This window comes from Mycobacterium toneyamaense (genome assembly GCF_055384815.1).
The window spans coordinates 502,818-529,412 of record NZ_AP040333.1 but is presented as its reverse complement, the minus strand read 5'-3'; the positions used below and the strand labels follow the sequence as shown (position 1 = coordinate 529,412).

Here is a 26,595-nt window from a genome sequence, read left to right as displayed (position 1 = left end):
TTGGGACGCCGACGGTTACGTGGCCAGCGTGGCGATGCACTTGGTCTCCAGGTATTCCTCGAATCCGGCGATGCCCATCTCCCGCCCGTTGCCGGACTGCTTGTAGCCGCCGAACGGTGCGTCGGCGGAGTACCAGACACCGCCGTTGACGTTGACGGTGCCGACCCGCAGCCGCGCCGCCACGCCGGCCGCCCGCTGCGGGTCGGCCGAGAACACCGTGCCGGACAGGCCGTACGGCGAGTCGTTGGCGATGCGGACGGCGTCGTCGTCGCCGTCGTGCGCGATGACGGTCAGCACGGGCCCGAAGATCTCCTCGCGGGCGACGCGCGCCGAATTGTCCAGCCCGGCAATGACGGTCGGCTCGATGAAGAAGCCCTTGTCGCGGTCGGCCGGCCGGCCGCCACCACAGGCGAACGTGCCACCTTCTTGGAGGGCGAGGTCGAGGTAGCCCTGCACCCGGTCCCGCTGGCGCGCCGAGATCACGGGGCCGCAGACGGTGCGCGGGCTGGACGGATCGCCGGGCTTGATGCCGCCCATCGTGCCGGCCGCGGCTGCGACGGCCTCGTCGTAGCGGGCCCGCGGCACCACGAGCCGGGTGGTGATCGCGCACCCCTGGCCGGCGTGCATCGACGCCGTGAACGCGGCCATCGCGCAGGCAGCGGCGACATCGGCATCGTCGAGCACCAGGAACGCCGACTTACCGCCGAGTTCCAGGAACACCTTCTTGATGGTCTCGGCAGCGTCGGTCATCACGGCCCGGCCGGTCACGGTCGAGCCGGTGAACGAAACCATGTCCACGTCAGCGTGTTTCGACAGCATGGCACCGACGCTGTGGTCCCGGGAGGTGACGATGTTGATGGTGCCCGCCGGGAAATCGGTGTGCTGGGTGATCAGTTCGCCGAGCACTGCGGCGGCCCACGGGGTGTCAGGTGCGGGCTTGAGAACCAGGGTATTGCCCGCCGCGAGTGCCGGGCCGACCTTGGCCAGGTTGATCTGGTGCGGGAAGTTCCACGGCGTGATGGCCCCGACGACGCCGACGGCCTCCCGGGCGATGGTGCGGTTGGTCGGAATGCCTTGCGGCGTGGCATGTCCCAGGTCGGTGGTCCACTGGTAGCCCTCCGCGGTGTCGGCGGCGAAGCTCAGGTCTTCGATCGGACCGTCCAAATGCGCTCCGGCCGTGAGCATCCGGGGCGCGCCGACCTCCGAGATCGTCAGTTCGCGCAATTCGTCGGCGTGGTCGCGCATGGCCTGCTGCAACTGCCGCAGGCACCGCACCCGGAACTCGACGTTGGTCGACCAGTCGGTCTCGTCGAACGCCCGACGGGCGGCATCGATGGCGTCCACCATGTCGCCCACCGTGGCATCGGCCGCCACCCCGAGGACTTCCTCGGTCGCGGGATTGACGGTCGGGAACGTGCCTCGCGAACCCGGCACCAATTTTCCGTCGATGAGAAGGCGACTTTCGCCATCACCCAACAAGGTCATCTGCGCTCCTGCCTTCGGGACGAAATCCAGCGATCTGATTTTTACTGGACAGCTGTCCGACAACGTCGGTCGAACCATAACCCCACGCGGCCTCGAGTAGCAAGGGTCCAGCGGGATCAGCAACCGCGAACACGACGTAAATGCCTGTTCATCAGGATCTTTGTGGGCGGTTCTTGCTTCAACGCCGCGCCATCGGCTAACTTGGACATGTGTCCAGCGATGCAGTGGCCGCCCTCACAAACACCGGCCAAGAAGCGGACGACCAGCCGCGCAACCGCCGCCAGGAGGAAACCTTCCAGAAGGTCCTGGCGGCCGGTCGCGAAATGCTGCGGGAGTCGTCCTACGCCGACCTGACGGTGCGGGCCGTCGCGGCGCGCGCCAAGGTCGCACCGGCTACCGCCTACACCTACTTCTCGTCCAAGAACCACCTCATCGCCGAGGTGTACCTGGACATGGTTCGGCAGGTGCCCTACTTCACCGACGTCAACCAGTCGAGGGCCAGCCGTGTCGAACAGGCACTGCGCAGCCTCGCACTGGTGGTCGCCGACGAACCGGGCGTGGCCGCGGCCTGCACGACGGCCCTGCTGTCCGGCGACGACGAGACGGTCCGCAAGGTGCGCGACCGCATCGGTGGCGAAATCCACAAGCGCATCCGCTCGGCCGTCGGCCCCGACGCCGATCCGCGCCTGCTGTCGGCCCTGGAGATGACGTACTTCGGTGCGCTCGTCAACGCCGGCAGCGGCGTCTACACCTATCACCAGATCGCCGACCGGCTGTCCTATGTCGTCGGACTCATCGTGGGAGACAACGCATGACAGCCAATGTGGAACTGCTGATCGACCCGTACAGCTACGACTTCCACGAAGATCCGTACCCGTACTACCGGCGGCTGCGGGACGAGGCGCCGATCTACCGGAACGACAAGCTCAACTTCTGGGCCCTGTCCCGCCACGAGGATGTGCTGCGCGGTTTCCGGAACAGCACGGCGCTGTCCAACAAGCACGGCGTCTCGCTGGATCCGATATCCCGCAACGACGAAGCCCACCGCGTGATGTCCTTTCTGGCCCTTGACGATCCGGCGCACCTGCGGCTGCGCACCCTGGTCTCCAAGGGCTTCACCCCGCGGCGCATCCGTGAGCTCGAGGGCCGGGTCACCGAGATCGCCGTCCAGCATCTCGACGAGGCGTTGCAGAACAACACCTTCGACTACGTCGACGATTTCGCCGGCAAGCTGCCGATGGACGTGATCAGCGAGCTGATGGGCGTCCCGCAAGAAGACCGCGTGCGCATCCGCGCACTGGCCGACGGCGTGATGCACCGCGAGGACGGGACGGCCGACGTCCCGGCGTCTGCCATGGCCGCATCGGGTGAGCTGCTGATGTACTACGCCGACATGGTCAAGCAGCGCCGCAAGAATCAGTCCGACGACCTCACCTCGGCGCTGGTGGAGGCCGAGATCGACGGCGACAAGCTCACCGACGACGAGATCATGGCATTCCTGTTCCTCATGGTCATCGCCGGTAACGAGACGACCACGAAACTGCTTGCCAATGCGGCCTATTGGGGATACCAAAACCCCGACCAGCTGGCTCCGATCTTCGACAACCACGAGCTGATCTCGCCGTGGATCGAGGAGACGCTGCGCTACGACACCTCCAGCCAGCTCCTTGCCCGGGCCGTCGTGGAGGACCTCGAGTTCTACGGCACCACCGTCCCTGCCGGTGATGTCCTGATTCTGCTGGCCGGCTCGGCCAATCGCGACGAGCGGGTGTTCGAGGCGCCCGACGAGTACCGCATCGGCCGTGACATCGGTTCGAAGCTCGTGAGTTTCGGCAGCGGCGCACACTTCTGCCTGGGCGCGCACCTGGCGCGGATGGAAGCCCGGGTGGCCCTCACCGAACTGTTCAAACGTATCCGCGGCTACGAGGTCGACGAGGACAACTCCGTCCGCGTCCACTCGAGTTCGGTACGCGGATTTGCCCATCTCCCAATAACTGTGAAGGCACGCTAAATGGCCCGTTTCGAACCACACCCCGCCCGCCGGCCCGCCATCGTGGCCGGCGCCTCGTCGGGCATCGGCGCCGCGACGGCGACCGCGCTCGCCGCGCGCGGCTTCCCGGTCGCGCTCGGCGCCCGCCGGGTGGAGAAGTGTCAGGAACTCGTCGACCAGATCAAAGCCGAAGGCGGAGAAGCGGTCGCGCTGCCGCTGGACGTCACCGACACCGCGTCGGTCGAGAACTTCGTCGCCAAGGCGACGGCCGCGCTCGGCGACATCGAGGTCCTGGTCACCGGCGCCGGTGACACCAACTTCGGCCGGCTGCACGAGATGAGCACCGACGAGTTCGCCGAGCAGCTGCAGATTCACCTGGTCGGCGCCAACCGGATGGCGCGCGCCGTTCTCGACGGCATGGTCGAGCGCCGCCGCGGCGACCTGATCTTCGTCGGCTCCGACGTGGCGCTGCGCCAGCGCCCGCACATGGGCGCCTACGGTGCCGCGAAGGCCGGGCTGGTCGCGATGGTCACCAACCTCCAGATGGAGCTGGAAGGCACGGGCGTCCGCGCTTCGGTGGTGCACCCCGGCCCGACCATGACGTCCATGGGCTGGAGCCTGCCTGCCGAGAAAATCGGCCCGGCCCTTGAGGATTGGGCCAAGTGGGGCCAGGCCCGGCACAGCTACTTCCTGCGCGCGGCCGACCTGGCCCGTGCCATCACGTTCGTCGCCGAGACCCCGCGCGGCGGGTTCATCGCCAACATGGAACTGCAGCCCGAGGCGCCGCTGGCCGAAGCCAAGGAACGTCAGTCGCTCGCGTTGGGCGAGGAAGGAATGCCGGAACCCGCGGACGCGAGGAGCAAGGAAGACAAATGACGATCACCAAAGAGGTTCAACGGGTTTCGGGTGGCGCCGAGGAGCACGGCCACCTGGAGGAGTTCCGCACCGACCCGATCGGCCTGATGCAACGCGTCCGCGACGAATGCGGTGACGTCGGCTGGTTCCAGCTCGCCGACAAGCAGGTGGTGCTGCTCACCGGCGCCGAGGCCAACGAGTTCTTCTTCCGCTCCAGCGACAGCGAGCTCAACCAGGCCGAGGCCTACCCGTTCATGACCCCGATCTTCGGTGAGGGCGTGGTTTTCGACGCCGACCCGGAACGCCGCGCCGAGATGCTGCACAACACCGCGCTGCGCGGCGAGCAGATGAAGGGCCACGCCGCGACCATCGAGCGCGAGGTCCGGCGGATGACCGAGAACTGGGGCGACTCCGGTGAAATCGACCTGCTGGAGTTCTTCTCCGAGCTCACCATCTACACCTCCACGGCCTGCCTGATCGGCCCGAAGTTCCGCAACCAGCTCGATTCCCGGTTCGCGAACTACTACCACCTGCTCGAGCGCGGCACCGACCCGCTCTGCTACGTCGACCCCTACCTGCCCATCGAGAGCTTCCGCATCCGCGACGAGGCGCGGGCCAACCTGGTGGAGCTCGTGCAGGAGGTCATGAACGGGCGAATCGCCAACCCGCCCACCGACAAGAGCGATCGCGACCTGCTCGACGTCCTGGTCTCCATCAAGGACGAAGAGGGCAACCACCGTTTCAGCGCCAACGAAGTCACCGGCATGTTCATCTCCCTGATGTTCGCCGGGCACCACACCAGCTCGGGCACCTCGTCGTGGACGCTCATCGAACTGCTGCGTCACCCCGACTTCTACGCCAAGGTCCAGCAGGAGCTGGACGACCTCTACGCCGACGGCCAGGAGGTGAGTTTCCATGCGCTGCGCCAGATTCCGAATCTGGACAACGCCCTGAAGGAGACGCTGCGCCTGCACCCGCCGCTGATCATCCTGATGCGCGTCGCGCAGGATGAGTTCGAGGTCGCCGAGCACCCGATCCACAAGGGCCAGATGGTGGCGGCCTCACCGGCGATCTCGAACCGCATCCCCGAGGACTTCCCCGACCCCGACGCCTTCAACCCGAACCGGTACGAGAAGCCGCGTCAGGAAGACCTGCTGAACCGGTGGACCTGGATCCCGTTCGGCGCCGGCAAGCATCGCTGCGTGGGCGCAGCCTTCGCGCAGATGCAGATCAAGGCGATCTTCTCGGTTCTGTTGCGCGAGTATGAGTTCGAGATGGCCCAGCCCCCGGAGAGCTACCAGAACGACCACTCCAAGATGGTCGTCCAACTGGCCCGGCCCGCCACCGTCCGCTACCGGAAGCGCGCCTGATGGGTTCCTACCGCGTTGAGGTCGACCGCGACCTGTGCCAGGGCCACGCCATGTGCTCCCTGGAGGCACCGGACTACTTCAACGTCCCCAAGCGCGGCACCGTCGAGATCCTCGACGAGACCCCGCCCGACGACGCGCGCGAGGAGATCGAGCGCGCTGTCGCCGAGTGCCCGACCCAAGCCCTGTTCATTCGCGAAACCAGCTGAAAACAAAGGACAAGACAATGACGTCATTCCCCCGCGAACAACTCGAAGAGTGGGTCGAGCGGTGGCTGCAGGTCAACCGTGACGCCGAGGCGGCCGGCGACTGGAAGCCGATGGCCGACTTCTACACCGACGACGCCACGTACGGCTGGAACATCGGCCCCAAAGAGGACGTCATGTGCCTCGGCAAGGCCGAAATCCGCGACATCGCCCTGGGTTTGGAGATGGAGGGCCTCGAAGGCTGGAAATACCCGTACCAGCGCGTGGTGATCGACGACAAGCAGGGTGAGGTCGTCGGCTTCTGGAAGCAGGTCGTGACAGAATCCGGACGACGCCTCGGCCCCCGCGCGCGAGATCTACGGCATCGGCGGCAGCTGGTTCCGGCTGGAGAACGTCGACGGCGAACCGAAGATCGCCTGGCAGCGCGATTTCTTCGACTTCGGCCACGTGCAGAAGCTCTACCTGGACCTGATGACGGCCGGAAAACTGTCGAAGGGCATGCAGCAGCGCATCCAGCGCAGCCTGGCCGGCGAGCAGCTGCCGGGTTACTACCCCCTGGGCGAGGCTCCCGTCCCGATCTGGTGAAAACCGGCCGAGCAGTTATTGGGGGTGGGGTGTGACGAACGTAACTTTTCCCTCTACGCTAACTGAAACAGGTTCTAGTGGAAGGCACGTGCGGTGAAGACAAAAGGTGCTCTCATCTGGGAGTTCAACCAGCCGTGGTCGATCGAGGAGATCGAGATCGGTGACCCCGTCAAGGACGAGGTCAAGATCCAGATGGAAGCCTCGGGCATGTGCCACTCGGACCACCACCTGGTGACCGGCGACATCCCGATGGCCGGTTTCCCGGTGCTCGGCGGCCATGAAGGCGCCGGCATCGTGGTCGAGGTCGGCCCCGGTGTGGACCACATCGCCGTCGGCGACCACGTCGTGCTGTCGTTCATCCCGTCGTGTGGCGAGTGCCCGTCGTGTCAGGCCGGTATGCGCAACCTGTGCGACCTGGGCATGTACCTGTTGACCGGCACCGCGGTGTCCGACGGCACCAACCGCGTGCATGCCGCCGACGGCACGCCGGTGATCCCGATGACCCTCTTGGGCACCTTCAGCCCGTACATGGTGGTGCACAAGAGCTCCGTCGTGAAGATCGACCCCACCATCCCCTTCGAGGTCGCCTGCCTGGTCGGCTGCGGCGTCACCACCGGCTACGGCTCGGCGGTCCGCAGCGGCGACGTCCGCCCCGGTGACGACGTCTGCATCGTCGGCGTCGGCGGCGTCGGCACGGGTGCCCTCCAGGGTGCGCTCAATGCCGGTGCCCGCAACGTGTTCGTCGTGGATCCCGTTGAGTTCAAACGGGACAACGCCCTGAAGTTCGGCGCCACGCACGCCTACCCCGACATCTACAGCGCCATGGCGGGCGTCGCGGAGGTCACCGAAGGCCGCATGGCCACCAAGACCATCGTCACCGTCGGTGAGCTGCACGGTGAGGACATCGACAACTACCTCAACATCACCAGCAAGGGCGGCACCTGCGTGGTGACGGCGGTCGCGAACATGGCCAGCCTGGACGTGAAGCTCAACCTGTCGATGCTGACGCTGATGCAGAAGCGCCTACAGGGCACCATCTTCGGCGGCGGCAACCCGCACCACGACATCCCGTCGCTGCTGGCCATGTACAAGGCCGGCCGCCTCAACCTCGACGACATGGTCACGCGCCAGTACAAGCTGGAGCAGATCAACGAGGGCTACCAGGACATGCTGGAGGGCCGCAACATCCGCGGCGTCATCCGGTACACCGACGCCGACCGCTGAACCCACTTTCGCTGAGTCGGCCTGGGGGGACGTCCCAGGCCGACTCGGCGTTGTCTGTAGGAGGAAAACCCTTGTCCGACAATCCTGTTGTCATCGCCTCGCAGTCGTCGTGGCGGTGCGTGCAGAGCCACGACCGCGAGGGCTGGCTTGCCCTGATGGCCGACGACATCGTCGTCGAAGATCCGATCGGCGAGGCCGTCACCAACCCCGACGGCACGGGAGTGAAGGGCAAGGAGGCGCTGGCCGCCTTCTACGACACCAACATCGGCCCGAACCAGCTGACGGTGACGTGCGAGGAGACGTTCCCGTCGAGCTCGCCCGACGAGATCGCCTACATCCTGGTGCTGCGCACCGAATTTCCGAACGGCTTCGTGGCCAGCGTCCGCGGCGTGTTCACCTACAAGGTCAATGCCGAGGGGCTCATCACCAACCTGCGCGGGTACTGGAACCTCGAGGCCATGAAGTTCGAGCAGCCGGCCGATCAGACCAACTGATTGTCGGCGTAGAACCGGGCCGCGCGGCGAATCGCGTTCACCGTCGGCTCCGGTTCCCAGCCCAGCTCCCGCCGCGCCTTGCTGTTGTCGGCCGGCGACGTCATGTGCAGTAGCCGCGTGATGGTGACCAGCGGCGGAATCTTGCCCGGGCGCACCGCGCGCAGCGGCTCCGTGGCGTAGGCACCGGCGTACATCGCGGCCTTGGGCACCCCGAATCGTGGTGGCCGCACACCGGTTTCGTCGGCCGCCGTCTCGAGGATGGTGCGCAGCGGCAGGTAGCTCTCCGAGATGATGTAGCGCTCACCGACGCGGCCGTGCTCGGCAGCCAGCAGCAGCGCCCGGGCGGCGTCCTCGATACCGACCACTTCCGCGGCCGCATCAGCGGCATAGAACCGCATCCGGCCGGCCGCGGTACGCGCCACGATCTCGCCGTGCGGCGTCGGCTGCCAGTCCCGCGGGCCATAGGTGTTCGACACACACATCGCGACGGCCGGCAGCCCCCGCTGCGCCACCGCATCCAGCACGAGTTGCTCTGCGGCACGCCGTGATCGGACGTAGTCGCCACCCTTGTCGGCCCAGTTGAACGGCGTGTCCTCGGTGACGACGGAGCCGTCATCGCTGACGGCGATGGTGCAGATCGTGCTGACGAACACGAACTTGTCGAGATCGGCGTCCACCGCGATGTCCAGTACCCGCCGCAGTCCGTCGACGTTGGTCCGGAACAACGGCGCCGGGTCCGGCAGCATGGCCCGGGCGTCGACGACGCAGTAGAAGACGACGTCCCGATCGCACATGGCGGCCCGCACGGCGTCGTCGTCGAAAATGTCTCCGTAGCAACGCTCGACGTCGAGATCGTCGATGCCGCGGGTCGAGCTGGTCTCCCGCAGCAGCACCCGGACGTCGTCGCCGCGCTCGACCAGCTGGCGCGTGACGTGCGAGCCGAGGAAGCCACTGGCTCCCATCACCAGTGACTTGCGCGGTGCCATCAGGCGCGCGGCCCGACCGGCCGGCCGAGCAGGCGGTCCGGTTGCGACCACCACGGCGCGGCGTCGGCCTCATCGATCCCGGTGATGTCGTTGGCTTCGACGAAGTATTCGTGCACCCGCGCGGCGTCGACGGCGGGTGCGCGCTTGCCCCATTTGACCGACAGGAAGCCGCTGTCCCCCATCGACTTCTGGTGCAGCACATAGGGAGACATCGACCGCGCACCGCGGCCGACGGTGACCCCGCCGAACGTCCACGCGATGTACGGGAGCACCCGGCGCCAGTACACCTGGCTGAACGTGCCGCGTTCCCGCAGGATGTTCGTGCCCGGCATCACGCCCGGATCGAAGTACGCCGCGGACATCCCTTCGGGCACCAGCTGCCCCGCCGCGCGCGACAGATAGAACAGGCCGAGCTTGGTGCGCGCGTAGGCCTGGACACCGTCATCGCTGGGCAGGCACTGCTCGGCGAGCGGCTGCCATTCCGCGGTCTTCACCCGCGCCAGCCGCTGGAACAGCGTCTGGCGAATGGTCGGGGACCCGACGATCATGATCCGGGCATCCGCGGCCAGCTGCGGACTGATCCGCGCCAGCAACGCGTGCGGGCCGAAAAGATTGGTGGCGACGGTCAATTCGATACCGTCGGAGCTGAGTTCACGGGCGTCGTTGCGCAGCACCGCGGCGTTGAGCACGACAGTGCTGAGCGGCGGGATGACGCCGTCCGCCACCAGACGGGCGATCTCCTCGGCAGCGCGACGCACGCTTTCCTGTGAACCCTGGTCGCACACCACGATGTGGGTGGTACCGGCAGCGGCACGCTCACCGAGCAGCGCCTTGAGTTCCTCGCCCCGCGTGGCGTTCCGGACGGGCAGCACGCAGTGCCAGCCCGGCGTTCCCACGATCCGTTTCGCCAGTCCGAGCCCCAGCCCGGAGGTGGCGCCCGTCAGCAGCAGACTGCGGGTTTCCATCTGATTCATCACCCGACTTCCGCTGGAACCGACGAATTGCTGGACGGTGCCCCCTCATTCAGGCCGATGCGGGCATGCAGCCGCGCCAGCGGAGCGGGCGCCCACCAGTTGGCCTTGCCCAGCAGCACCATGACGGCCGGGAGCAGGATGGTCCGGATCACGATGGCGTCCACCAGGATCGCGACCGCCAGCCCGAACCCGAAGATGCGCAGGAACGACACCTGCGAAGCGATCAATCCGGCGAATGTGATCGCCATGACGAGCGCCGCGGCAGTGACGATCCGGCCGGTTCCGGCCAGGCCGAGAGCCACCGATTCGCGGCCGGCCGCATCGGATTTGTCCGAGGCAAGCCAGAATTCGCGGATGCGGGCGATGATGAACACCTCATAGTCCATCGACAGCCCGAACGCGACGCAGAACATCAGCACCGGCATGGTGGACACCAGGGTGCCCACCACGGTGGTGCCCAGCCCGCCGAGGTGCCCCTCCTGGAAGATCCACACCAGCGCCCCGAATGTCGCGGTGAGCGATAAAGCGTTGAGCACCAACGCCTTCAGCGGGATGATCACGCTGCCGCTCAGCAGGAACAGCAGGACGAACATCACCGCCGCGATCAACCCGAGCATGGTCGGCACCCGGCTGGCGATGGCCTCGACGCCATCGCGGTTGGACTGCGCGGCGCCCGTGAACAGCGGCGTCATCCCGACCGGCGGCGGCACGGCATGCAGCCGGTCCAGCGCTTCGTCCGACGCCGCGCTGAACGGCAGCGTCGTGGTGGTCACCGTCAGGAAGCTGGCGTCTTTCCCGGTCCCGGCCTCGTGGCCGGCAGGTCCGATCGCGCGTCCACCGGCATAGGTGGCACCCGGCCCGGCCGCCGCGACCACGGTCGGCACCTTGGACAACTCGGCGGCGTAGGCGTCGATGGCAGCGTTGTCTCGGATTCCGTTGCCGTGCAACAGCACGATGTGCACCGGCAGGCCGGCGTCCTGCGTGAAGTCACTGCGCATGTGGTCGCCCACCTGCCGGGCCGACGATGTGGTCGGCAGGATGCGGTCGTCGGGGAAGCCGAATTTGATGTTGAGGAACGGTAGTCCGACGATGACCAGCGGAATCAGCGTGACGGCGGCCGCGATGCGCGGCCGGCGCATGACGGCGTGCGTCCAGGTGTACCAACGGGATTCGGTGAGCGGGCCACGCCGGCCCGGCTTGCCGATCCGCTTGCCCGCAAGCCGGATGGCAGCGGGCGTGATGACCAGCGCCGCAAGAGCCGCCATGGCCACCACCGACACCGCGCCGTACGCGAACGACCGCAGGAAGTACATCGGGAAGACCGCCATGGTCGCGAGGCACAGCGCGACGGTGGCCGCCGAGAACACCACCGTCCGGCCCGCGGTGCGCATGGTGCGCCGCAACGCCTCGTCGGGATGGGACCCGTCGCCGATCTCCTCGCGGTACCTGCTCACCAATAGCAGTGAGTAGTCGATCGCCAGGGCCAGTCCCAGCGCCACGGCGAGGTTGAGCGCGAACACCGACACGTCGACGAACTCGGCCAGAACCCGCAGGATCGCAACGGAACCCGATATCGCGAAGGCCCCGACCGCGAGCGGCACCAGCGCGGCGACGACACCACCGAAGACCCACACCAGGACCAGGAACGTCAGCGGCAGGACGATGGCCTCGCTGAGGGTGAGGTCGTGCCGACTCTGCTCGTTGACCGCGGAGTACACGGCACCCGGCCCGCCCGCCGAGATGGTCAGCCCCGGATCACGTTGCCCGACATAGCGTTCCACCAGCGCGGTGGAGGACGCGATGCCGGTGGTCTCGTTGCCGTCCATGAAGGCGATGACCAGGGCCGAGCGCCCGTCCTTGCTCACCAGACCGGCCGCGACCGGATCCGGCGCCTCGAACGGCGACAGCACGCGCGCGACGTGCTCGGTGCCGCGCAGTTCGGTGACCAGCCGGTCCACCTGCGCCCGCACCGGGGCCGACGTCACCGGCTCTTTCGCCTGCACCAGCAGATTGAGGTTGACGAAGCCGCGGTGGAACTCTTCGGTGAGGACCTTGTTGGCGCGGTTCGACTGGGCGTCGGGGTCGGTGAAGCCACCGGCGCCGAGCAGGTCCGCAACAGGCGCGGACAGCACGCCGAACAACGACATCAGGACGACGGTCGCCAGGAGAATTCGCTTGGGCGCGGCGATCACCACGCGCGAGATCAGATCGAGCATCGGCGCGTCACGCCGCCGGCGGGAAGACGTTGAGGACGACGGCGGCACCCAGACCACCCGCGCTGACGATCGCGCCGGCGCCGATGCCGCCGCCGCGGCGCTGCAGTTCGTTGATCAGGGTGCCGGCCACGCGGGTACCGGAGGCGCCGTAGGGGTGGCCGAGTGCCAGGCCGCCGCCGTGCACGTTGAGCCGGTCGCGGCTGATGTCCAGCGACCGCTCGTAGGCGATGCCGATCGAGGCGTAGGAGTCGTGGACGTCGTAGAGGTCGACGGCTTCGGTGCTGATGCCGGCGCCGTCGAGGGCCCGCCGGGTAGCGGTGATGGCCGCATCGGTGGCGCGCTCGGGTTCTGAGCCCACGACCGACCAGCCGATGATCTCGGCCAGCGGCGTCAGACCGTGGACGCCGGCGAAGTCGGGGTCGCAGATCATCATCGCGGCGGCGCCGTCGGTCAGGCCCGTCTGATTGCCGGGCGTCACCGTGCAGTCCTCGCCGAGGAACGACGTCAGTGCGGACAGGTTGGTCATGTTGAATTCGCGGCACGGCAGCTCGTCGGCGAACACCGCTGTGCCGTCGACGGTTACCGCAACCTTCTCGGTATCCAGGACGCCGCCCTCGATCGCGTCGGAGGCCAGCGTATGCGCCCGGGCCGACCACTCGTCGACCTCTTGACGCGTCAGGCCGAACTGGCGCGCGGTGCCTTCACCGAGGGTCCGGGCCAGGTCGAGCGCGGGCATCTCACCGATACCGGGATGCATCGGGGCGATCTGGGTGTCGGTGATCCCCGTGGCCGCGAAGTGCGGACCTGCCAGTGGCGACGCCGAGGGCGTGTTCAGACCGCCGGCGATGACGCACTTGCCCATGCCGGCCTTGATGGTCGCGACCGCCTGGTGCATCGCCATCATTCCCGACGCACACCAGCCGCCGACCGCGACCGCGGGGGTGTCCAGCGGCAGGCCCATGTCCAGGGCCGAGTAGCGGGCGATACAGCCGCCGCCCTGCAGCACCTCACCGAGCACGATGTTGTCGATCAGTTCGGGGTCGACACCCGAGCGGTTGATGACCTCGCGGATCACGGTGCTCGCGAGGTCGAACTCGGAAACGTTGGCCAGTCCACCTACCAGCGAACGCGTGAACGGCGTTCGCGCATACGCAACGACTACGGGATTGGTCAAGGTTCTTGCCCTCCTCGGCAACGACGTCCGCTTGTGGCACCGCGCAATCCGCGGACTGCCCAGAACTGTCGTGTGCGCGCGGACATAACGGCATGGCTGTTCTTCGTTGTGCTGATTTCAGCGACTAACGGCAATAGTTTCTAGCACGCAAATCAACCGCGGTCTATATTCCATCAACGTAAATATCCACGTCAGGAGCGTTAATTATGGATTTAGCGAACTAGTTAGAACTTGTTTCAATAATTGCATATGGCACATGCCGGTGTAACCCCCGTCACAGCCGGAACGGCGTTGGCGCACAACCGATAACAGCGTTTCGAACACCATTTGCCGAGACGGCGATTCAGACCATTGACCGCGCAGTCAGTTCGGCGGACCCCGCCGCTGTGGCAAACCACCGACTCCGATCGCAGCAAACTCTGGGCTCGACAGCATCCGGTAGAACATGTTCTAGTAGCGGCATGCTCGACTTCAGCACCGACACCCTCAGCCCGGAGGAAGCGCAGCGCCTCCGTTCCGTATTCGAGCCGCTGACCCAGTCCGTCCGCGAACTGATGGACGCGACCGCCCGCAGCGATGCCGATGCCGACACCATCGCGGCCGCGAAAGCCGAAATCGAGTCGGCCACCGCGCGGTTGCGCTCCAAGCAACTGGAGAAGACCTGGGGCCTGCGCTTCACCACCGAAGGCGAGTGGCTGCCGTGGACCAATGCCGTTGTGGGCCTGCGCAACCCGGTCGCGCCGCCGCTGACGGTCGTGCTCGAAACAACCGACTATGTGTGGTCCGAATTCTCCCTCGGCGCCGCCTATGAGGGCCCGCCCAACCACGCGCACGGCGGCGTCTGCGCCATGATCCTGGACCACGTGCTGGGTGAGGTCGCATCGAACGACGGCACCACCCGGTTCACCGGCACGATCAACGTGAAGTACGTGCGTCCCACGCCGCTGGGCAAGCTGCGGGCCGAGGCACGCATCGTGCGCACCGAGGGTTTCAAGGCCTACGGGGTCGCCCACATCGCCGACGACCAGGGCGTCACCATCGAAGCCGAAGGTGTCTTCATCCAGCCCAAGTGGGCCCGCGGCTAGATGGCGCGGTCGACTGGCGCCAGTGCCACCAAAGTCGCGAAAGACTGGCTCGACGCACATGTCCCTGACCAGACGGGCCGCACGGTTCTGATCACCGGCGCCAACGGCGGTCTCGGTGCCGCCACCGCGCGGCATCTGGCGGCCGCCGGCGCCCAGGTGATCCTGGCCTGCCGCCGCCCGGAGCAGGCCGCGGCCCTCGCCGCCGAAATCGGTCCTGCCGCACAGACTCTGCACCTCGATCTGGCAGACCTGGACTCCGTGAAGTCCGCGGCGGCCGCATGCGGACCCGTCGACACCGTGGTCGCGCTGGCCGGGGTGTGCCACGTGCCGTACGGCCTGACCGTCGACGGCTTCGAATTGCACACCGGCATCAACCATCTCGGGCACTTCGCGTTGGTCGGCCAACTGCTGGACCGGATCACCGACCGGGTCGTGGTCGTCACCAGCCGCGCGCACGAGTTCGTCGGGCGGCCGGGATTCGGCAGGCTCATGCCCGCCGATCCGGGATGGCGGACCCGTCGCTACTCCGCTTTCGACGGGTACTGCCAAGCCAAGCTGGCCAACCTGCTGTTCGCCAATGAACTGCAGCGGCGCCTGACGGCAGCCGGCAGCACGGTGAAATCGATATCCGCACAACCCGGTTGGGCCGACACCGACGCCGGCATGCACTCGGGCCGCAAGTGGGGCGACCTCTCGTGGCGCGCCTCGTGCCGGGCCATCGGCCAGCCGGCCGACGTCGCGGCCCTCTCGATCACCTACGCCGCCGCCGCGGATGACGTCGCCGGCGGCGGCTACTACGGGCCCGACCGGTTCTTCGGGATGCGCGGGCTACCGGCGCCGGCGAAGGCCGGACGTGCGGCCACCGACCAGGCGCTGATGACCGCGAATTGGGTTGCCGCCGAACACCACACCGGTGTCCGGTACGACATCTGACGACAGGAGCCGACCGTGTCAACCGACGCAACTGACGTCGACCGGCTGCCGCCGGCGCCCGACGTGCCCTTGAGTCTGCGCGAGCGCATCGCCGCGATCCAGGTCGCGCACAGCGGATGTGAGACGTTCCGCGACGCCGGCGGCCCCGTCACCACGGTGCGCATCGCGCCGAAGTGGATGATGCCGCCGATCGTCGTCGTCACCTCGCCGCAGGGTGCCCGCGACGTCCTGACCGCCACCTACCCGGCCGTCGACCGCGACTTCCCGTTCATGACCGAACAGCAGAAGCTCAACGGCGGCTCACTGCTGAACTTCAGCCACAAGGAATGGGTCGGGCGACGCCGCATGCTGCAACCGGTGTTCACCACCGCGCGCATCGCCGAACTCAATGAGCAGATGTACGACATCGCCACCGACGCCGCGACCTCGTGGCGGGACGGGTCCGAGATCGACCTCGACCGCGAGAGCCGGCGCATCACCATGCGGGTGCTGGGCCGCACCATCATGGGCTTCGAACCCGGTTCGTACACAGACGAATTGGTCGATCCACTGCGCCGGATCAGCAAGTACATCGCCGACCGGGGCCGCGCCCCGGTGAAGCTGCCGAGCTGGGTGCCGACCAGGGAACGCCGCTTCGCGGTCAAGTTCAACAAGGTGGCGCACGATCTCGCCGCCCAGATCCTGCAGGACTGCCGCACCGATCCGCAGCTGAGCGCTCCCCTGGTCCGCGCCATGATGGAGGCCCGCGACCCCGAGACGTCAGAACCGTTGACCGACGAGGAAATCTGCCACGAACTCGTCATCTTCCTGGCCTCGGGACTGGAGACCACCGCGACGACGCTCGCCTACGCGCTGTGGGCGCTGGGCCGTCGTCCCGAGATCTTCGACCGGGTGGCGGCCGAGGTCGCCGCGGTCGACGAAGCCGCGCTGCGGACCAATCCGCGCAGCCATCTGCCGTACACCGTCAGCGTCATCCAGGAGGCCCTGCGCCTGGGCGGCCCGACACCCGCGGTGATGCGGATCGCCCGGCAGGACATGGCCGTCGACGGCTTCCGCGTCGAGGCGGGCAGCATGCTCATGGTCGGCGTCTACGCGATGCACCGCGACCCCCAATTGTGGGACCGCCCAATGGAATTCGATCCCGATCGGTTCACCGCGGGGCGCTCCCGGATGCAGTGGCAGTTCCTGCCGTTCGGCGGTGGGCCGCGGTCGTGCATCGGCGAGTTCTTCGCGCTGACCGCCGCGACCCTGGAACTCGCGTCGATCGTCCGGCACTGCCGGCTGACGTCGCGCAGCGCGACGTTCCCGATCACCGCGCCGCTCACCATCGTGCCGGACGGGCCCATCCCCGCCCTGGTCCAGACCGTCAACGCCTAGGAAGACGCCGCCGTGCCACGACGAGCCCCGGTACGCACCGCCGAGCTGAACCTGGAAACCCTGACGCTGCACCAGGACGGCCGCGTCCTGACCGCGCGGTTCGACGACCCGCCCAACCACTTCCTGTCGCTGCGGCTGGTCAAGGACATGGACCGGCTGACCCGCGCTGCGGATCAGGACCCGTCGGTCGGGGCGGTCATCCTGACCGGCACCGGCGACAAGTTCATCTCGCACTCCGAACCCGAACAGGTGCAGCTGTTCTTCCAGATGGCGACACCGCCGCTGCCGTCGCGCGCGGTGACCTGGTCCATCAAGCTCAACAACGCCGCCATGCGCGTGCCCGCCCTGCTCAGGGCCACCGAGACCCGGGGCGGCGACTGGGGCACCGGCATCGTCTACAGCGCCATCCTCAAGCGCACCATCACCCGGATGAACCGGTCGGGCGTCGTCTACCTCGCCGCCATCAACGGCACGGCCCTCGGCGGTGGGTTCGAACTCGCGCTGTTCTGCGACCTGCGCATCGCCGCCGACGCCGACCAGGTCCGCATCGGCCTGATCGAGATTCTGGCCGGCCTGGTACCGGGAGGCGGTGGGAGCCAACGACTCCCGGCAATGCTCGGCATGTCCGCCGCGCTGGAGCACATGCTGGAAGGCCGGCCGCTCACCGCGCGCGAGGCGCTCGAGACCGGCATCGTGCACCGGCTCGCCCCAGCCGAGGAATTGCTCGACGACGTGCAGGCCACCGCGCAGCGCCTGTCCCGCCGGTCGCCCTACGCCATCGCGGCCGTCAAACGCGCCGTCTACTTCGGCGGTAACAGGTCGTTGTCCGCGGCCCTCGACTTCGAGCTCGCGGGATTCGTCGGGACCGGCCGCAATCCGCGAAAGCACTTGACGGCGGACGCTTTTCAGCAGGATTACGACACCATCGGCGACAGTCCCTTCGCCGGCCACATCGAGCCCTGGCTATCCGGCACCCGCGTCGAGCAATAGGCTGGACCCATGCCGTCCGTCTTCACCATGATCATCAACCGCGACCTGCCGGGCCGATTCGTCTACGAGGACGACGACGTCGTCGCGTTCCTCACCATCGAGCCCATGACGCAGGGTCACACCCTGGTCGTGCCCCGGGCCGAGGTGGACAACTGGCAGGACGTGGACCCCGAGCTGTGGGGCAAGGTGATGGCCGTGTCGCAGAAGATCGGGCGCGCGGTGTGCACCGCCTTCGACACCGAGCGGGCCGGCGTCATCATCGCCGGGCTCGAGGTGCCGCACCTGCACGTACACGTGTTCCCGGCCCGCAACCTGTCCGACTTCGGGTTCGCCAACGTGGACCGCAACCCGTCGCCCGAATCACTCGACGAGGCTCAGGCCAAGATCATCGCCGCCCTCGGCACCGTCGGCTGATTCGGCAGAATCGGCCGCGCCGCCGATCCGCGGCAGGCGCACGGTGAACCGGCACCCGTGGCCCGGCGCGGTGGTCACGGTGACGACACCGCCGTGTGCCCGCACCAGCGAGTCGACGATCGAGAGCCCCAGGCCCGTGCCGCCGCTGGTCCGGGTGCGCGACGAGTCGGTGCGGTAGAAGCGCTCGAAGATTCGATGCGCGTCCTCGGCCGACAGGCCGGGGCCCTGGTCGCAGACCTCGAGCACCGCGTCGCCGTCGACCGTGCCGACACGCACCGTGATGCCGCCGGCCTCCGGCGTGTGCTGCACGGCGTTCATCACCAGGTTGCCCAGCACCTGGCGCAGCCGCGCCTCGTCGCCCAGGACTTCCGGAGTCCCGGGGCCGTCCAACAACTCCAGCGACACCGTCCGCCGCGGCGCGATGGACCGCGCGTCGTGCACCGCATCGGTCGCCAGGATCAGCAGGTCGACGGGCCGCTGCTCCAGCGGTCGCTGCTGGTCCAGCCGTGCGAGCAGCAGCAGATCCTCGACCAGCAGACCCATGCGCCGGGCCTCGCTCTCGATGCGGCTCATCAACATCTCGACGTCGCTGGCAGCACCCTGCCGGTACAGCTCGGCGAAGCCGCGAATGGTGGTCAGCGGCGTCCGCAGCTCGTGGCTGGCGTCGGTGATGAAGCGCCGCATCCGCTCCTCGGAAGTCCGCGCCGACTCTGCCGACTGTTCCGATGAGGCCACGGCGTTCTGAATCTGCGCGAGCATTCCGTTGAGCGCCAACGACAATCGCCCGACCTCGGTGCGGGAGTCCCGCTCGGGCACACGACGGTCGAGCTGACCCGAAGCTATGTCCGCGGCAGTGCGCTCCACCTCGTCCAGCGGCCGGAGGCTGCGGTGCACCGCGACGTACCCCGCGATGCCCAAGATCAGCAGCACCGCGGCGCCGATGCCCACCTGCGACCAGGCCAGCGCCCGCACCGTCGACGCCACGTCGGACAGGTCGATCGCGACCGTCGTCAGTTCCCCGTCCGGGCCGCGCACCGTCATGGCCCGCCACTTCACGTCGGAGTGGTGGATCGAGCCGACCGTCGTCGGCACCGGGCCGACGTCGTTGCTGTCGGGCAGCGCCGGCTGCGCGTCGTTGTCGTTGACGGCGATCCACACCCGGCCGTCGGGGTCGATGCCGCGGACGTAGAAGTTCGACGGCGGCCGCGCCGGGTTCGGGCCCTCGATCGGGGTGGCCGGGATGCGCCGCGGTTCCTGCGCCCAGCTCCGCGACGCGTCGAGCAGTGTCTCGTCGACGCGGTTGATCAGGCTGTGCTGCATGATCGAGGTGACGGCGACGCCGGAAGCCAGCAGGCCGAGGGCCGCCAGCAGCACGGTCGCAGCGACCAGCCCGACCCGCAGCGGAATGCCGCGTGTACCGCGCCATGTCCCGTCGCTGCGCTCGCCCAGGTGGCGTGTCATCACTCCATTGTTGGTGATGCCCCGCCAAAAATGTCTCAGCGCGGCTCGCGGAGCACGTAACCGACCCCCCGCAACGTGTGCAGCAGGCGCTTCTCACCGGTGTCGATCTTGCGGCGCAGGTACGACACATAGGACTCGACGACGTTCACGTCACCGCCGAAGTCGTAGCGCCACACGTGGTCGAGGATCTTCGGCTTCGACAGGACGGTGCCCGCGTTGATGATGAAGTAACGCAGCAGCGTGAACTCGGTAGGCGACAGCGAAACCGGTTCGCCGGCCTTCCACACCTCGTGGGTGTCCTCGTCGAGCTCGATGTCGGCGAACGTCAGCCGGGCACTGCGCGGCTCTTCGACACCACGGCCGGTACGGCGCAGGATGACCCGCAGCCGGGTCACGACCTCTTCCAGGCTGAACGGCTTGGTGACGTAGTCGTCGCCGCCGAGCGTCAGGCCGGCCACCTTGTCCTGCAGGCTGTCGCGGGCGGTGAGGAAGAGGGCAGGCGCATCGATACCGTCGGCGCGCATCCGGCGCAGCACGCCGAACCCGTCCATGCCGGGCATCATCACGTCGAGGATCACCGCATCGGGCTTGACCTCGCGGGCCTTGTCGAGCGCGGCGGGGCCGTTGGAGGCGGAGTGCACCTCGAAGCCCTGGAACTTCAGACTGACAGACAACAGCTCGACGATATTGGTCTCGTCGTCCACGACGAGAATCCGCGCTTCGGGGGTCGCCTCAGGAACTGCAGCCATGGCCATGCAGCCATGGTCCTCGCAGGCCTTAAATCCTCCCTGCCTGGTGGCTGTGAAGATACTGTGAGTCGTACAGCCATTTGCCAGACCTCCCGCATCTCGGTCACATCAGATGTGACCGGCGCCATACACTGGGCCGATGGATTTGGGTAAAGCCCTGTCAGACCTGGCCGCGGCGCCACTGAAGATCGCCAGCGCCGGTCTCGAAATCGCCAGCGGCACGCTGTCCACCGTGCAACACGCGCTCGGCGACACCAGCGTGGGTTCGCCCGTCATGTCCATGCTCGGCCTCGACGACACGCTGAGCCGGGCCGGCCGCCTCACCCGCCTGGTCGACGACGACGCTCCGCTGGGCCGGGCGCTGGCACCGGGCGGCGTGCTCGACCGGTTGCTCCGCCCGGGTGGCCTGGTCGATCAGATCAGCCAGGACGGCGGCCTCCTCGACCGCCTGACCGCCGAGGGCGGCGCCGTGACACGGGCCCTGGCACCCGGCGGCATCATCGACCAGCTGACCCTCGACGGCGGCCTGCTGGACCAACTGACATCCGACGAAGGGGCGTTGTCCCGCGTGCTCGCACCCGGCGGCTTCGCCGAACAGGCGCTCGCGCCCGACGGTGTCGTCGACCGGGTACTCAGCGAGGACGGCATCGCCGCCCGCCTGATCGCCAAGGACGGAGCTGCCGACCGCGTCCTCGCCGACGGTGGAGTGGTCGACCGGCTGCTGAGTTCGGGCGGCATCGTCGACCGGCTGCTCGAACCGGGCGGCCCCGCCGACCGCGTCCTGGCCGACGGCGGCGTCGTCGACCGCGTGCTGTCCACCGACGGCATCCTCGACAGAGTGCTCGCCCCGGGCGGGGTCGCCGACCGTGGCCTCGCCGAGGGCGGCGTCGTGGAACAGATGCTCGCCGACGGCGGCATCGTGGACCGGGTCCTTCGCCCGGAGGGCATCGCGGACCGATTGGTCGGTGAAGGCGGCATCGCCGACCGGCTGTTGGCCGACAACGGCGTCGTCGACCGGGTACTGCGTGCCGACGGCATCGCCGACCGTCTGCTCGGTGACGGCGGGCCGGTCGACAAGATGCTCTCCGACGGCGGCCTGGTGGACCGCCTGCTGAGCGAGGGCGGCATCGCCGAACGGCTGCTCGACGAGGGCGGCGCCATCGACGTCCTCACCGCAGCCGACGGCGCCCTGATGAAGTTGAACGACGTCGTCGACAACCTCAACCAACTGGCGCCCGTGCTCGCCGGGCTCGCCCCGACCGTCGACAAGCTGTACGACGCGGTGCTCGTCCTCAACGACGCGGTGAATCCGCTGAGCAACATCGCCGGACGCATCCCCCTGAGCCGCCAACGCGGCAAGCGAGCCGCCAAGGCCGCAGCCGCGCGGCAAGTCGTCGACCAGAATGGGCAGGACCCGCCGATATCCGGCCAGTGAAGCTGACGGGTTAGGATTCGGGGCGGTTCGAGGTTTCTCGAACCGCATGCCTCCCTAGCTCAGTGGTAGAGCGCCGTTCTTGTAAAGCGGATGTCGTCGGTTCAATCCCGACGGGAGGCTCCAAAAGGAAGCGACCACTTGTCGGTGGCCCGTCGTAACGTCGGCCCATGAGGTCATGCCTTGGTTGTGGCACTCCGCTTGTGAAGCGCAGTCAGAAGGTCTACTGCGGCAACGCCTGCCAGGCAGTGGCTCGCCGCGAAGCCAGCACGAAACGGTGGCTCGAGACGGGTGCGGGGCGAATCGACAGTCACCAAGGCCACTACATTCGCGACTATCTTCTCGGCGCCCAATCTGGTTGCTGTGCTATCTGCACCAGCAACACAACCTGGCAGGACCTGCCGCTGGCGCTCGTACTGGACCACATCGACGGCGACCCGACGAACAACCGACGCGAGAACCTGCGATTAGTCTGCCCGAACTGCGACTCCCAGCTGCCGACGTACAAGAGCCGCAACCGCGGCAACGGCCGCCACTTCCGTCGCGAGCGATACGCCAATGGCCAGTCGTACTGAGACGATGCGGCTTTCGATTCGCCTACTGCCGCGTGAATCGCCCTACCCAGGCCAGCACGAGCGTGACGATGAGCAGCATCGGAGCGCCGATCTGCACCACCTCCAACTGCCGGGGGCTGACGACCGTCAAGGCCCCCAGGACCACCGCGACGACAACGACCAAAAGGCGCATCGCCAGCAGTGGGCGGCTTTTCAGCGCCGACGCCAAGGTCCGGCGCCCGACGGTGACCACCAGCTTTCCGAGTGCAGCGCCAAGGCCGATGGTCGCCGCCGCGATCCCGAGCCGGGGTCCGACACCCAGGGTGTTGCCCGGGGCCGCCGTGACGAGCAGCAGCCACACCAGGAACAGCACTCCCGCGGTACACCACCGCAGCCACCGGGCCATCGCGAGTGCGATGTTGCTGCGTGCCAGACCGCCGAGGGTGGGGTCGAGCGTGCCGGCGCCGAGGAAGCCCCGCAGCGCGCCCAGTAGCCGTCCCCGCGCCATCCGGTTGACTGCCAAGTTGTGCGTCGCGATGGCGTGATCGGGTTGCAGCCGCAGCGCGGCAGTGTATTCGGCATCCGATTCGGCGGTGCGCGACAGCTTCCGAAAGATGTTTCCGCGCAACACGAAAAGATCGGGATCCGAGGGTTCGAGCCGGATCGCTTCGGTCACCTCGGTGAGCGCGGCATCCAGCCAGCCTTCATCGGAGAGGATGTGGGCATACACCAGGTGGGTGCGATACTCGTTCGGGTCAGCGGATACCGCGCGCCAGGCCATCCATTTCGCCTCGTGCCACCGGCCTTGTCCGCGAAGCGCCAGCGCGTACAACCGAATCGCGTGCTCGTTGTCAGGCGCCGATTTCAGCGCCGCATACAGCCTGCGCTCGGCGCCGATGTAGTCGCCGAGCCCGATGGCGGCCTGGGCATCGAAGATCAGCAGGGCCGGATGGTCCGGCGCCATCGACAGCGCATGGGCCAGCACTTCGCGGGCGCGCTGATGATTGTCGACGTCGAGGTACATCCGCGCCTGCTGCAGCGCGGCATCGACAGCCTCTGCCGTCACCGAATCTTGTTGCGACGCAGGTACTTCGCCAGTTCGTCGTAGGTGCCGTCGCGATTGCCGAATTCGACGACGTTGCGCGCCGTATCGAACCACGGACCGGTCGACGGGCGAACCTGCCGCAGCGCCGCCTCCACATCGGACATCCGCACCGGCCGGACCTGCCCGGTGTGCAGTGAGTCGGCCATCGCCAATTGCGTTGCGGTGTCACAGACGTGCGCCAGATCCGCACCCGAGAAGCCCGACGTGCGAGCCGCCAGTGCGGACAGGTCGATGCCCTCGATCGGACGATCCTGCAGGTGCAACCGCCCGATGCTGGCCCGGGCCGCGGTGTCGGGCAACCCGACGAAGACCATCCGGTCGAACCGGCCCGGCCGGCGCAGCGCCGCATCGACATCCCACGGCGCGTTGGTGGCGCCCAGGATGTACACGCCGTCATTGCTCGCCGAGGCCGAATCCAGTTCCTCGAGAAGGGTATTGACGATGGTCCGGATGCCGGACGTCCCACTCAGGGCGGACCGGCGGTGGCCCAGTGCGTCAACCTCGTCGAAGAACAGCACACACGGCGCGTTCCGCCGCGCGGTGTCGAAGACCGCGCGGATGCTGCGTTCGCTCTCCCCGAACCAGCGGTGCAACACGTCCGCGATGCCGACCTGGTAGAAGTTCGCGCCCAACTCGCCCGACACCGCCTTGGCGATGAACGACTTCCCGCACCCGGGCGGTCCGTAGAGCAGCAGACCGCCGCGCGCCGACATCTTGTAGGCCTTCATCAACTCGGGGTTGCGCAGCGGCCCGAGCAGCGAGAGCTCGAGTTGTTTCTTGACAGCGTCCATGCCACCGACGTCGGCGAGCCGGACTTCGCTGCGGGTAACCGCCTCGAAGTCGTCCTCACCCACTGCCTGAGCGGGTTCGTCGACGAACGCCGGCTTGATGATGTCGGATACCTGGTCCTCCGCCGCTTCCCAGTCGAACGATGGCTTTGGTTGCGGTGCAACAGATTCCGGCGGTGGTGCCGGGGCAGCAAGCGCCGCGGTGCATTGCTGCAACAAGCCCTGCGCCGTGGTGTCGGTCGGGTCGGCGGCCAGCACCGCACCGCAGTGCGTCAACGCCTCGGCGTGCCGGCCCCGTTCCGCCAGCAGTCCTGCCAGGTGCAGGCGCAGAGCCAGTGCGTCCGGACTCTGCTCGACCGCTTGCAACAACTGCGCGATCACCGGATCGTCGGTCACCTTCATCCCCCTCGCCCCACGCTGACCTCAATCCTAGGTCGGCGGTTCCTGCACATGCCCGGTGATGCGGCGGGCATCACTTCAGCCGGTGACCGGCGAGGACCGCCAACCAATGCTCGCCGGCGATCGCGAGGGCGACCGTGACCAACAACGCCACCACCACCGGCCACCAGCGGGCCGACCGCCGCCACCATCGGCCGCCCGGCCGAAAGTCCCTCACGCCGACTCCCCTCTGAACGCGTTCGCAAGGTGTAGTCGGCGGACCGACGGCCAACCGAACGTCGCCCGGCCGTGATCTGGCACACGGCACCGCGCAAATGCTGGCGGTTCACACCTGGGACCTACGATTCTGTTGTGACACTGCGTGATCGCGTCGCCTCCGCGCGGCGGCGAATTCTCGGTGACCGGCCGTCCACCGCCGACACCGCGGGACTGCCCGTCATCGCACCGGCACAGCCCGTCGACCTGAGCGACGAGCGCGCCGTCACCGAAGTGGTCGAGCTGGCGATGAACGTCGGCGAGGTGCTGCTGGACTCCGGTACCGGTGCCATCGACACCAGTAAGCAGATCGCGTTCGTCGCCGCCACCTACGGGCTGCCGGACTGCGCCGTCGACGTCACCTACAACGCCATCCACGTCTCGGCCCGCCGCGGTCCGGGACTGCCGCCGACCAACTACATGCGCACGGTGAAGTACCGCTCGCTGGACTACACCCGGCTCGAGCAGGTGGACACGCTGCTGCGGCAGATCGGCCGCGGACACCTCGGCCTCAAGCCCGCCCGCGCGGCCTTGGACCACATTGTCGCCGCCGACCATCCGTATTCACGCAAGGTCGCGCTGTCGGGTTGGGCGCTGATGGCAGCCGCGGTGACGCTCATGCTCGGCGGCAGCCCGACGCTCGCCGTCGTCTCGTTCGTCACCACCGCCGCGATCTACGGAACCAACGTCTCTCTCGGCAAGCTCGGGCTGCCCTACTTCTTCCAGCAGGTCATGGGCGGTTTCATGGCGACGGTCCCGGCCGCGTTCATCTACAAGCTGGCCATCGAGCACAGCGCCGTCGTCGCGCCGTACCGCATCATCGTGTCCGGCATCATCGTGCTCATGGCCGGGCTGTCGCTCGTCGGTTCGGTGCAGGACGCCATCACGGGTGCGCCCGTCACAGCGGCCGGCCGGTTCATCGAGGTGATGGTCTACACCGCAGGCCTGGTCGGCGGCGTGGGCATCGCGCTGCGACTGACCAGCACCCTCGGCGCGAGCCTGCCGCCGATGCAGCAGGAGGTGCTCCCCTATGCGCCGCTGCCGATCATGGTGCTCACCGGCGGCCTGGCGTCAGCGGCCTTCGCGCTCGCCAGCTACGCGTCGCTGAAGGCGCTCACCACCTCGTTCGCGTCGGGCGCGGTCGGCGCGGGTCTGGTCGGGTCGATCCTGAACGCGGGGCTCGGCCCGATCGTGGCCTCCGCGGTCGCCGCCACCGTCGTCGGCCTGGCCGGCGGCCTGCTGGCGCGGCGCGCCGTCGTCCCGCCGATCATCGTCGCCGTCGCCGGCATCACTCCGCTGGTGCCCGGTCTCGCCGTCTACCGCGGGCTGTCCGAGATCATGGCCGGCCAGACCCTGGCGGCCATCTCCAATCTGTTCACCGCCGTCATGGTCGGTTGCACGCTGGCCGCCGGGGTGACCCTCGGCGAATGGGTGGCGCGCACCATGCGGCGTCCGCGTCTTCCCCGCCGACTGCTCGGCTCGCGCGTAGCGTAGGGC

Annotated in this window: 25 protein-coding genes, 1 tRNA gene and 1 pseudogene; 17 read left to right on the top strand and 10 right to left on the bottom strand. The window is 67.9% G+C overall.

The genetic code is table 11. The features are described 5' to 3' along the window. Positions 1-15 precede the first annotated feature (15 nt). Complete coding sequence (locus ACZ5IQ_RS02415; protein WP_406775118.1) at positions 16-1,485, bottom strand: aldehyde dehydrogenase; 1,470 nt, start codon at positions 1,483-1,485, stop codon at positions 16-18. Between the two features lie 209 nt (positions 1,486-1,694). Here ACZ5IQ_RS02415 and ACZ5IQ_RS02410 point away from each other — a divergent pair, with 209 nt between their 5' ends. From ACZ5IQ_RS02410 to ACZ5IQ_RS02375, 8 genes and pseudogenes are all read left to right on the top strand, one after another. Continuing rightward, a complete protein-coding gene (locus ACZ5IQ_RS02410) occupies positions 1,695-2,300 on the top strand; it encodes a TetR/AcrR family transcriptional regulator (protein ID WP_212813534.1) in 606 nt (201 codons plus the stop codon). Beyond that, the gene (locus ACZ5IQ_RS02405; RefSeq protein WP_212813539.1) at positions 2,297-3,496 is read left to right on the top strand and encodes a cytochrome P450; all 1,200 of its coding nucleotides are present in this window, start codon (positions 2,297-2,299) and stop codon (positions 3,494-3,496) included. Before ACZ5IQ_RS02410 ends, ACZ5IQ_RS02405 begins: the two co-directional genes overlap by 4 nt. Continuing rightward, complete coding sequence (locus ACZ5IQ_RS02400) at positions 3,497-4,351, top strand: SDR family oxidoreductase (protein ID WP_212813541.1); 855 nt, start codon at positions 3,497-3,499, stop codon at positions 4,349-4,351. Further along, a complete protein-coding gene (locus ACZ5IQ_RS02395) occupies positions 4,348-5,700 on the top strand; it encodes a cytochrome P450 (protein ID WP_406804136.1) in 1,353 nt (450 codons plus the stop codon). The genes ACZ5IQ_RS02400 and ACZ5IQ_RS02395 overlap by 4 nt, the downstream gene beginning before the upstream one ends. Then, positions 5,700-5,906, top strand: coding sequence for a ferredoxin (locus ACZ5IQ_RS02390; RefSeq protein ID WP_212813545.1), 207 nt, complete (start codon positions 5,700-5,702; stop codon positions 5,904-5,906). Before ACZ5IQ_RS02395 ends, ACZ5IQ_RS02390 begins: the two co-directional genes overlap by 1 nt. Positions 5,907-5,923: 17 nt before the next feature. After that, a pseudogene (locus ACZ5IQ_RS02385) lies at positions 5,924-6,488 on the top strand (nuclear transport factor 2 family protein). Between the two features lie 93 nt (positions 6,489-6,581). Then, on the top strand, positions 6,582-7,712 hold the full coding sequence (locus ACZ5IQ_RS02380; RefSeq protein WP_064985444.1) for an NDMA-dependent alcohol dehydrogenase: 1,131 nt from the start codon (positions 6,582-6,584) through the stop codon (positions 7,710-7,712). 71 nt (positions 7,713-7,783) lie between these two features. Next, positions 7,784-8,206 (top strand): nuclear transport factor 2 family protein, encoded by a 423-nt coding sequence (locus ACZ5IQ_RS02375; RefSeq protein WP_244872688.1) that lies wholly within the window; start codon positions 7,784-7,786, stop codon positions 8,204-8,206. Here ACZ5IQ_RS02375 and ACZ5IQ_RS02370 read toward each other — a convergent pair. From ACZ5IQ_RS02370 to ACZ5IQ_RS02355, 4 genes are read right to left on the bottom strand one after another with little or no spacing between them, the layout of a single operon-like run. Then, positions 8,194-9,192: an NAD-dependent epimerase/dehydratase family protein gene (locus ACZ5IQ_RS02370; protein WP_212813549.1), complete on the bottom strand. Its 999-nt coding sequence runs from the start codon at positions 9,190-9,192 to the stop codon at positions 8,194-8,196. The genes ACZ5IQ_RS02375 and ACZ5IQ_RS02370 overlap by 13 nt on opposite strands. Next, on the bottom strand, positions 9,192-10,157 hold the full coding sequence (locus ACZ5IQ_RS02365) for an SDR family NAD(P)-dependent oxidoreductase (RefSeq protein ID WP_244872689.1): 966 nt from the start codon (positions 10,155-10,157) through the stop codon (positions 9,192-9,194). Before ACZ5IQ_RS02365 ends, ACZ5IQ_RS02370 begins: the two co-directional genes overlap by 1 nt. 8 nt (positions 10,158-10,165) lie before the next feature. Further along, on the bottom strand, positions 10,166-12,382 hold the full coding sequence (locus ACZ5IQ_RS02360) for an MMPL family transporter (protein WP_212813553.1): 2,217 nt from the start codon (positions 12,380-12,382) through the stop codon (positions 10,166-10,168). 7 nt (positions 12,383-12,389) lie between these two features. Further along, positions 12,390-13,556, bottom strand: a complete 1,167-nt coding sequence (locus ACZ5IQ_RS02355) for a thiolase family protein (RefSeq protein ID WP_064857340.1) — start codon at positions 13,554-13,556, stop codon at positions 12,390-12,392. A gap of 461 nt (positions 13,557-14,017) precedes the next feature. Here ACZ5IQ_RS02355 and ACZ5IQ_RS02350 point away from each other — a divergent pair, with 461 nt between their 5' ends. From ACZ5IQ_RS02350 to ACZ5IQ_RS02330, 5 genes are read left to right on the top strand one after another with little or no spacing between them, the layout of a single operon-like run. Next, positions 14,018-14,641: a PaaI family thioesterase gene (locus ACZ5IQ_RS02350; protein ID WP_212808184.1), complete on the top strand. Its 624-nt coding sequence runs from the start codon at positions 14,018-14,020 to the stop codon at positions 14,639-14,641. Next, positions 14,642-15,574: an SDR family NAD(P)-dependent oxidoreductase gene (locus tag ACZ5IQ_RS02345; protein WP_138247822.1), complete on the top strand. Its 933-nt coding sequence runs from the start codon at positions 14,642-14,644 to the stop codon at positions 15,572-15,574. Positions 15,575-15,589: 15 nt separating this feature from the next. After that, positions 15,590-16,951, top strand: coding sequence for a cytochrome P450 (locus ACZ5IQ_RS02340; RefSeq protein WP_212808182.1), 1,362 nt, complete (start codon positions 15,590-15,592; stop codon positions 16,949-16,951). Between the two features lie 12 nt (positions 16,952-16,963). Continuing rightward, positions 16,964-17,941 carry an enoyl-CoA hydratase/isomerase family protein gene (locus ACZ5IQ_RS02335; RefSeq protein ID WP_135357193.1) on the top strand — a complete coding sequence of 326 codons (978 nt, stop codon included), beginning with the start codon at positions 16,964-16,966 and terminating at the stop codon, positions 17,939-17,941. Between the two features lie 9 nt (positions 17,942-17,950). After that, positions 17,951-18,355 (top strand): HIT family protein, encoded by a 405-nt coding sequence (locus tag ACZ5IQ_RS02330; RefSeq protein ID WP_135357194.1) that lies wholly within the window; start codon positions 17,951-17,953, stop codon positions 18,353-18,355. Here ACZ5IQ_RS02330 and ACZ5IQ_RS02325 read toward each other — a convergent pair. Beyond that, positions 18,302-19,816 (bottom strand): sensor histidine kinase, encoded by a 1,515-nt coding sequence (locus ACZ5IQ_RS02325; protein ID WP_464480737.1) that lies wholly within the window; start codon positions 19,814-19,816, stop codon positions 18,302-18,304. The genes ACZ5IQ_RS02330 and ACZ5IQ_RS02325 overlap by 54 nt on opposite strands. A 35-nt stretch (positions 19,817-19,851) precedes the next feature. Then, the gene (locus tag ACZ5IQ_RS02320) at positions 19,852-20,571 is read right to left on the bottom strand and encodes a response regulator transcription factor (RefSeq protein ID WP_464480736.1); all 720 of its coding nucleotides are present in this window, start codon (positions 20,569-20,571) and stop codon (positions 19,852-19,854) included. Between the two features lie 133 nt (positions 20,572-20,704). Here ACZ5IQ_RS02320 and ACZ5IQ_RS02315 point away from each other — a divergent pair, with 133 nt between their 5' ends. The 3 genes from ACZ5IQ_RS02315 (at position 20,705) to ACZ5IQ_RS02305 (ending at position 22,572) form a co-directional block, all read left to right on the top strand. Further along, positions 20,705-22,000 (top strand): hypothetical protein, encoded by a 1,296-nt coding sequence (locus ACZ5IQ_RS02315; RefSeq protein WP_212808178.1) that lies wholly within the window; start codon positions 20,705-20,707, stop codon positions 21,998-22,000. A gap of 48 nt (positions 22,001-22,048) precedes the next feature. Beyond that, a tRNA-Thr gene (locus ACZ5IQ_RS02310) sits at positions 22,049-22,123 on the top strand. Positions 22,124-22,167: 44 nt separating this feature from the next. After that, a complete protein-coding gene (locus ACZ5IQ_RS02305) occupies positions 22,168-22,572 on the top strand; it encodes an HNH endonuclease (RefSeq protein ID WP_212808177.1) in 405 nt (134 codons plus the stop codon). A 22-nt stretch (positions 22,573-22,594) separates the two neighbouring features. Here ACZ5IQ_RS02305 and ACZ5IQ_RS02300 read toward each other — a convergent pair whose 3' ends face one another. The 3 genes from ACZ5IQ_RS02300 to ACZ5IQ_RS02290 all read right to left on the bottom strand — a co-directional run bounded on the left by ACZ5IQ_RS02300 (position 22,595) and on the right by ACZ5IQ_RS02290 (position 25,060). After that, complete coding sequence (locus ACZ5IQ_RS02300; RefSeq protein WP_212808176.1) at positions 22,595-23,617, bottom strand: tetratricopeptide repeat protein; 1,023 nt, start codon at positions 23,615-23,617, stop codon at positions 22,595-22,597. Further along, positions 23,614-24,840 carry an ATP-binding protein gene (locus tag ACZ5IQ_RS02295; RefSeq protein WP_464480735.1) on the bottom strand — a complete coding sequence of 409 codons (1,227 nt, stop codon included), beginning with the start codon at positions 24,838-24,840 and terminating at the stop codon, positions 23,614-23,616. Before ACZ5IQ_RS02295 ends, ACZ5IQ_RS02300 begins: the two co-directional genes overlap by 4 nt. 76 nt (positions 24,841-24,916) lie before the next feature. Beyond that, entirely contained in the window at positions 24,917-25,060 is a 144-nt protein-coding gene (locus ACZ5IQ_RS02290) for a hypothetical protein (protein ID WP_212808174.1), read from the bottom strand. Positions 25,061-25,194: 134 nt separating this feature from the next. Here ACZ5IQ_RS02290 and ACZ5IQ_RS02285 point away from each other — a divergent pair, with 134 nt between their 5' ends. Continuing rightward, positions 25,195-26,592 carry a threonine/serine exporter family protein gene (locus ACZ5IQ_RS02285; RefSeq protein WP_406804128.1) on the top strand — a complete coding sequence of 466 codons (1,398 nt, stop codon included), beginning with the start codon at positions 25,195-25,197 and terminating at the stop codon, positions 26,590-26,592. Positions 26,593-26,595 lie beyond the last annotated feature (3 nt).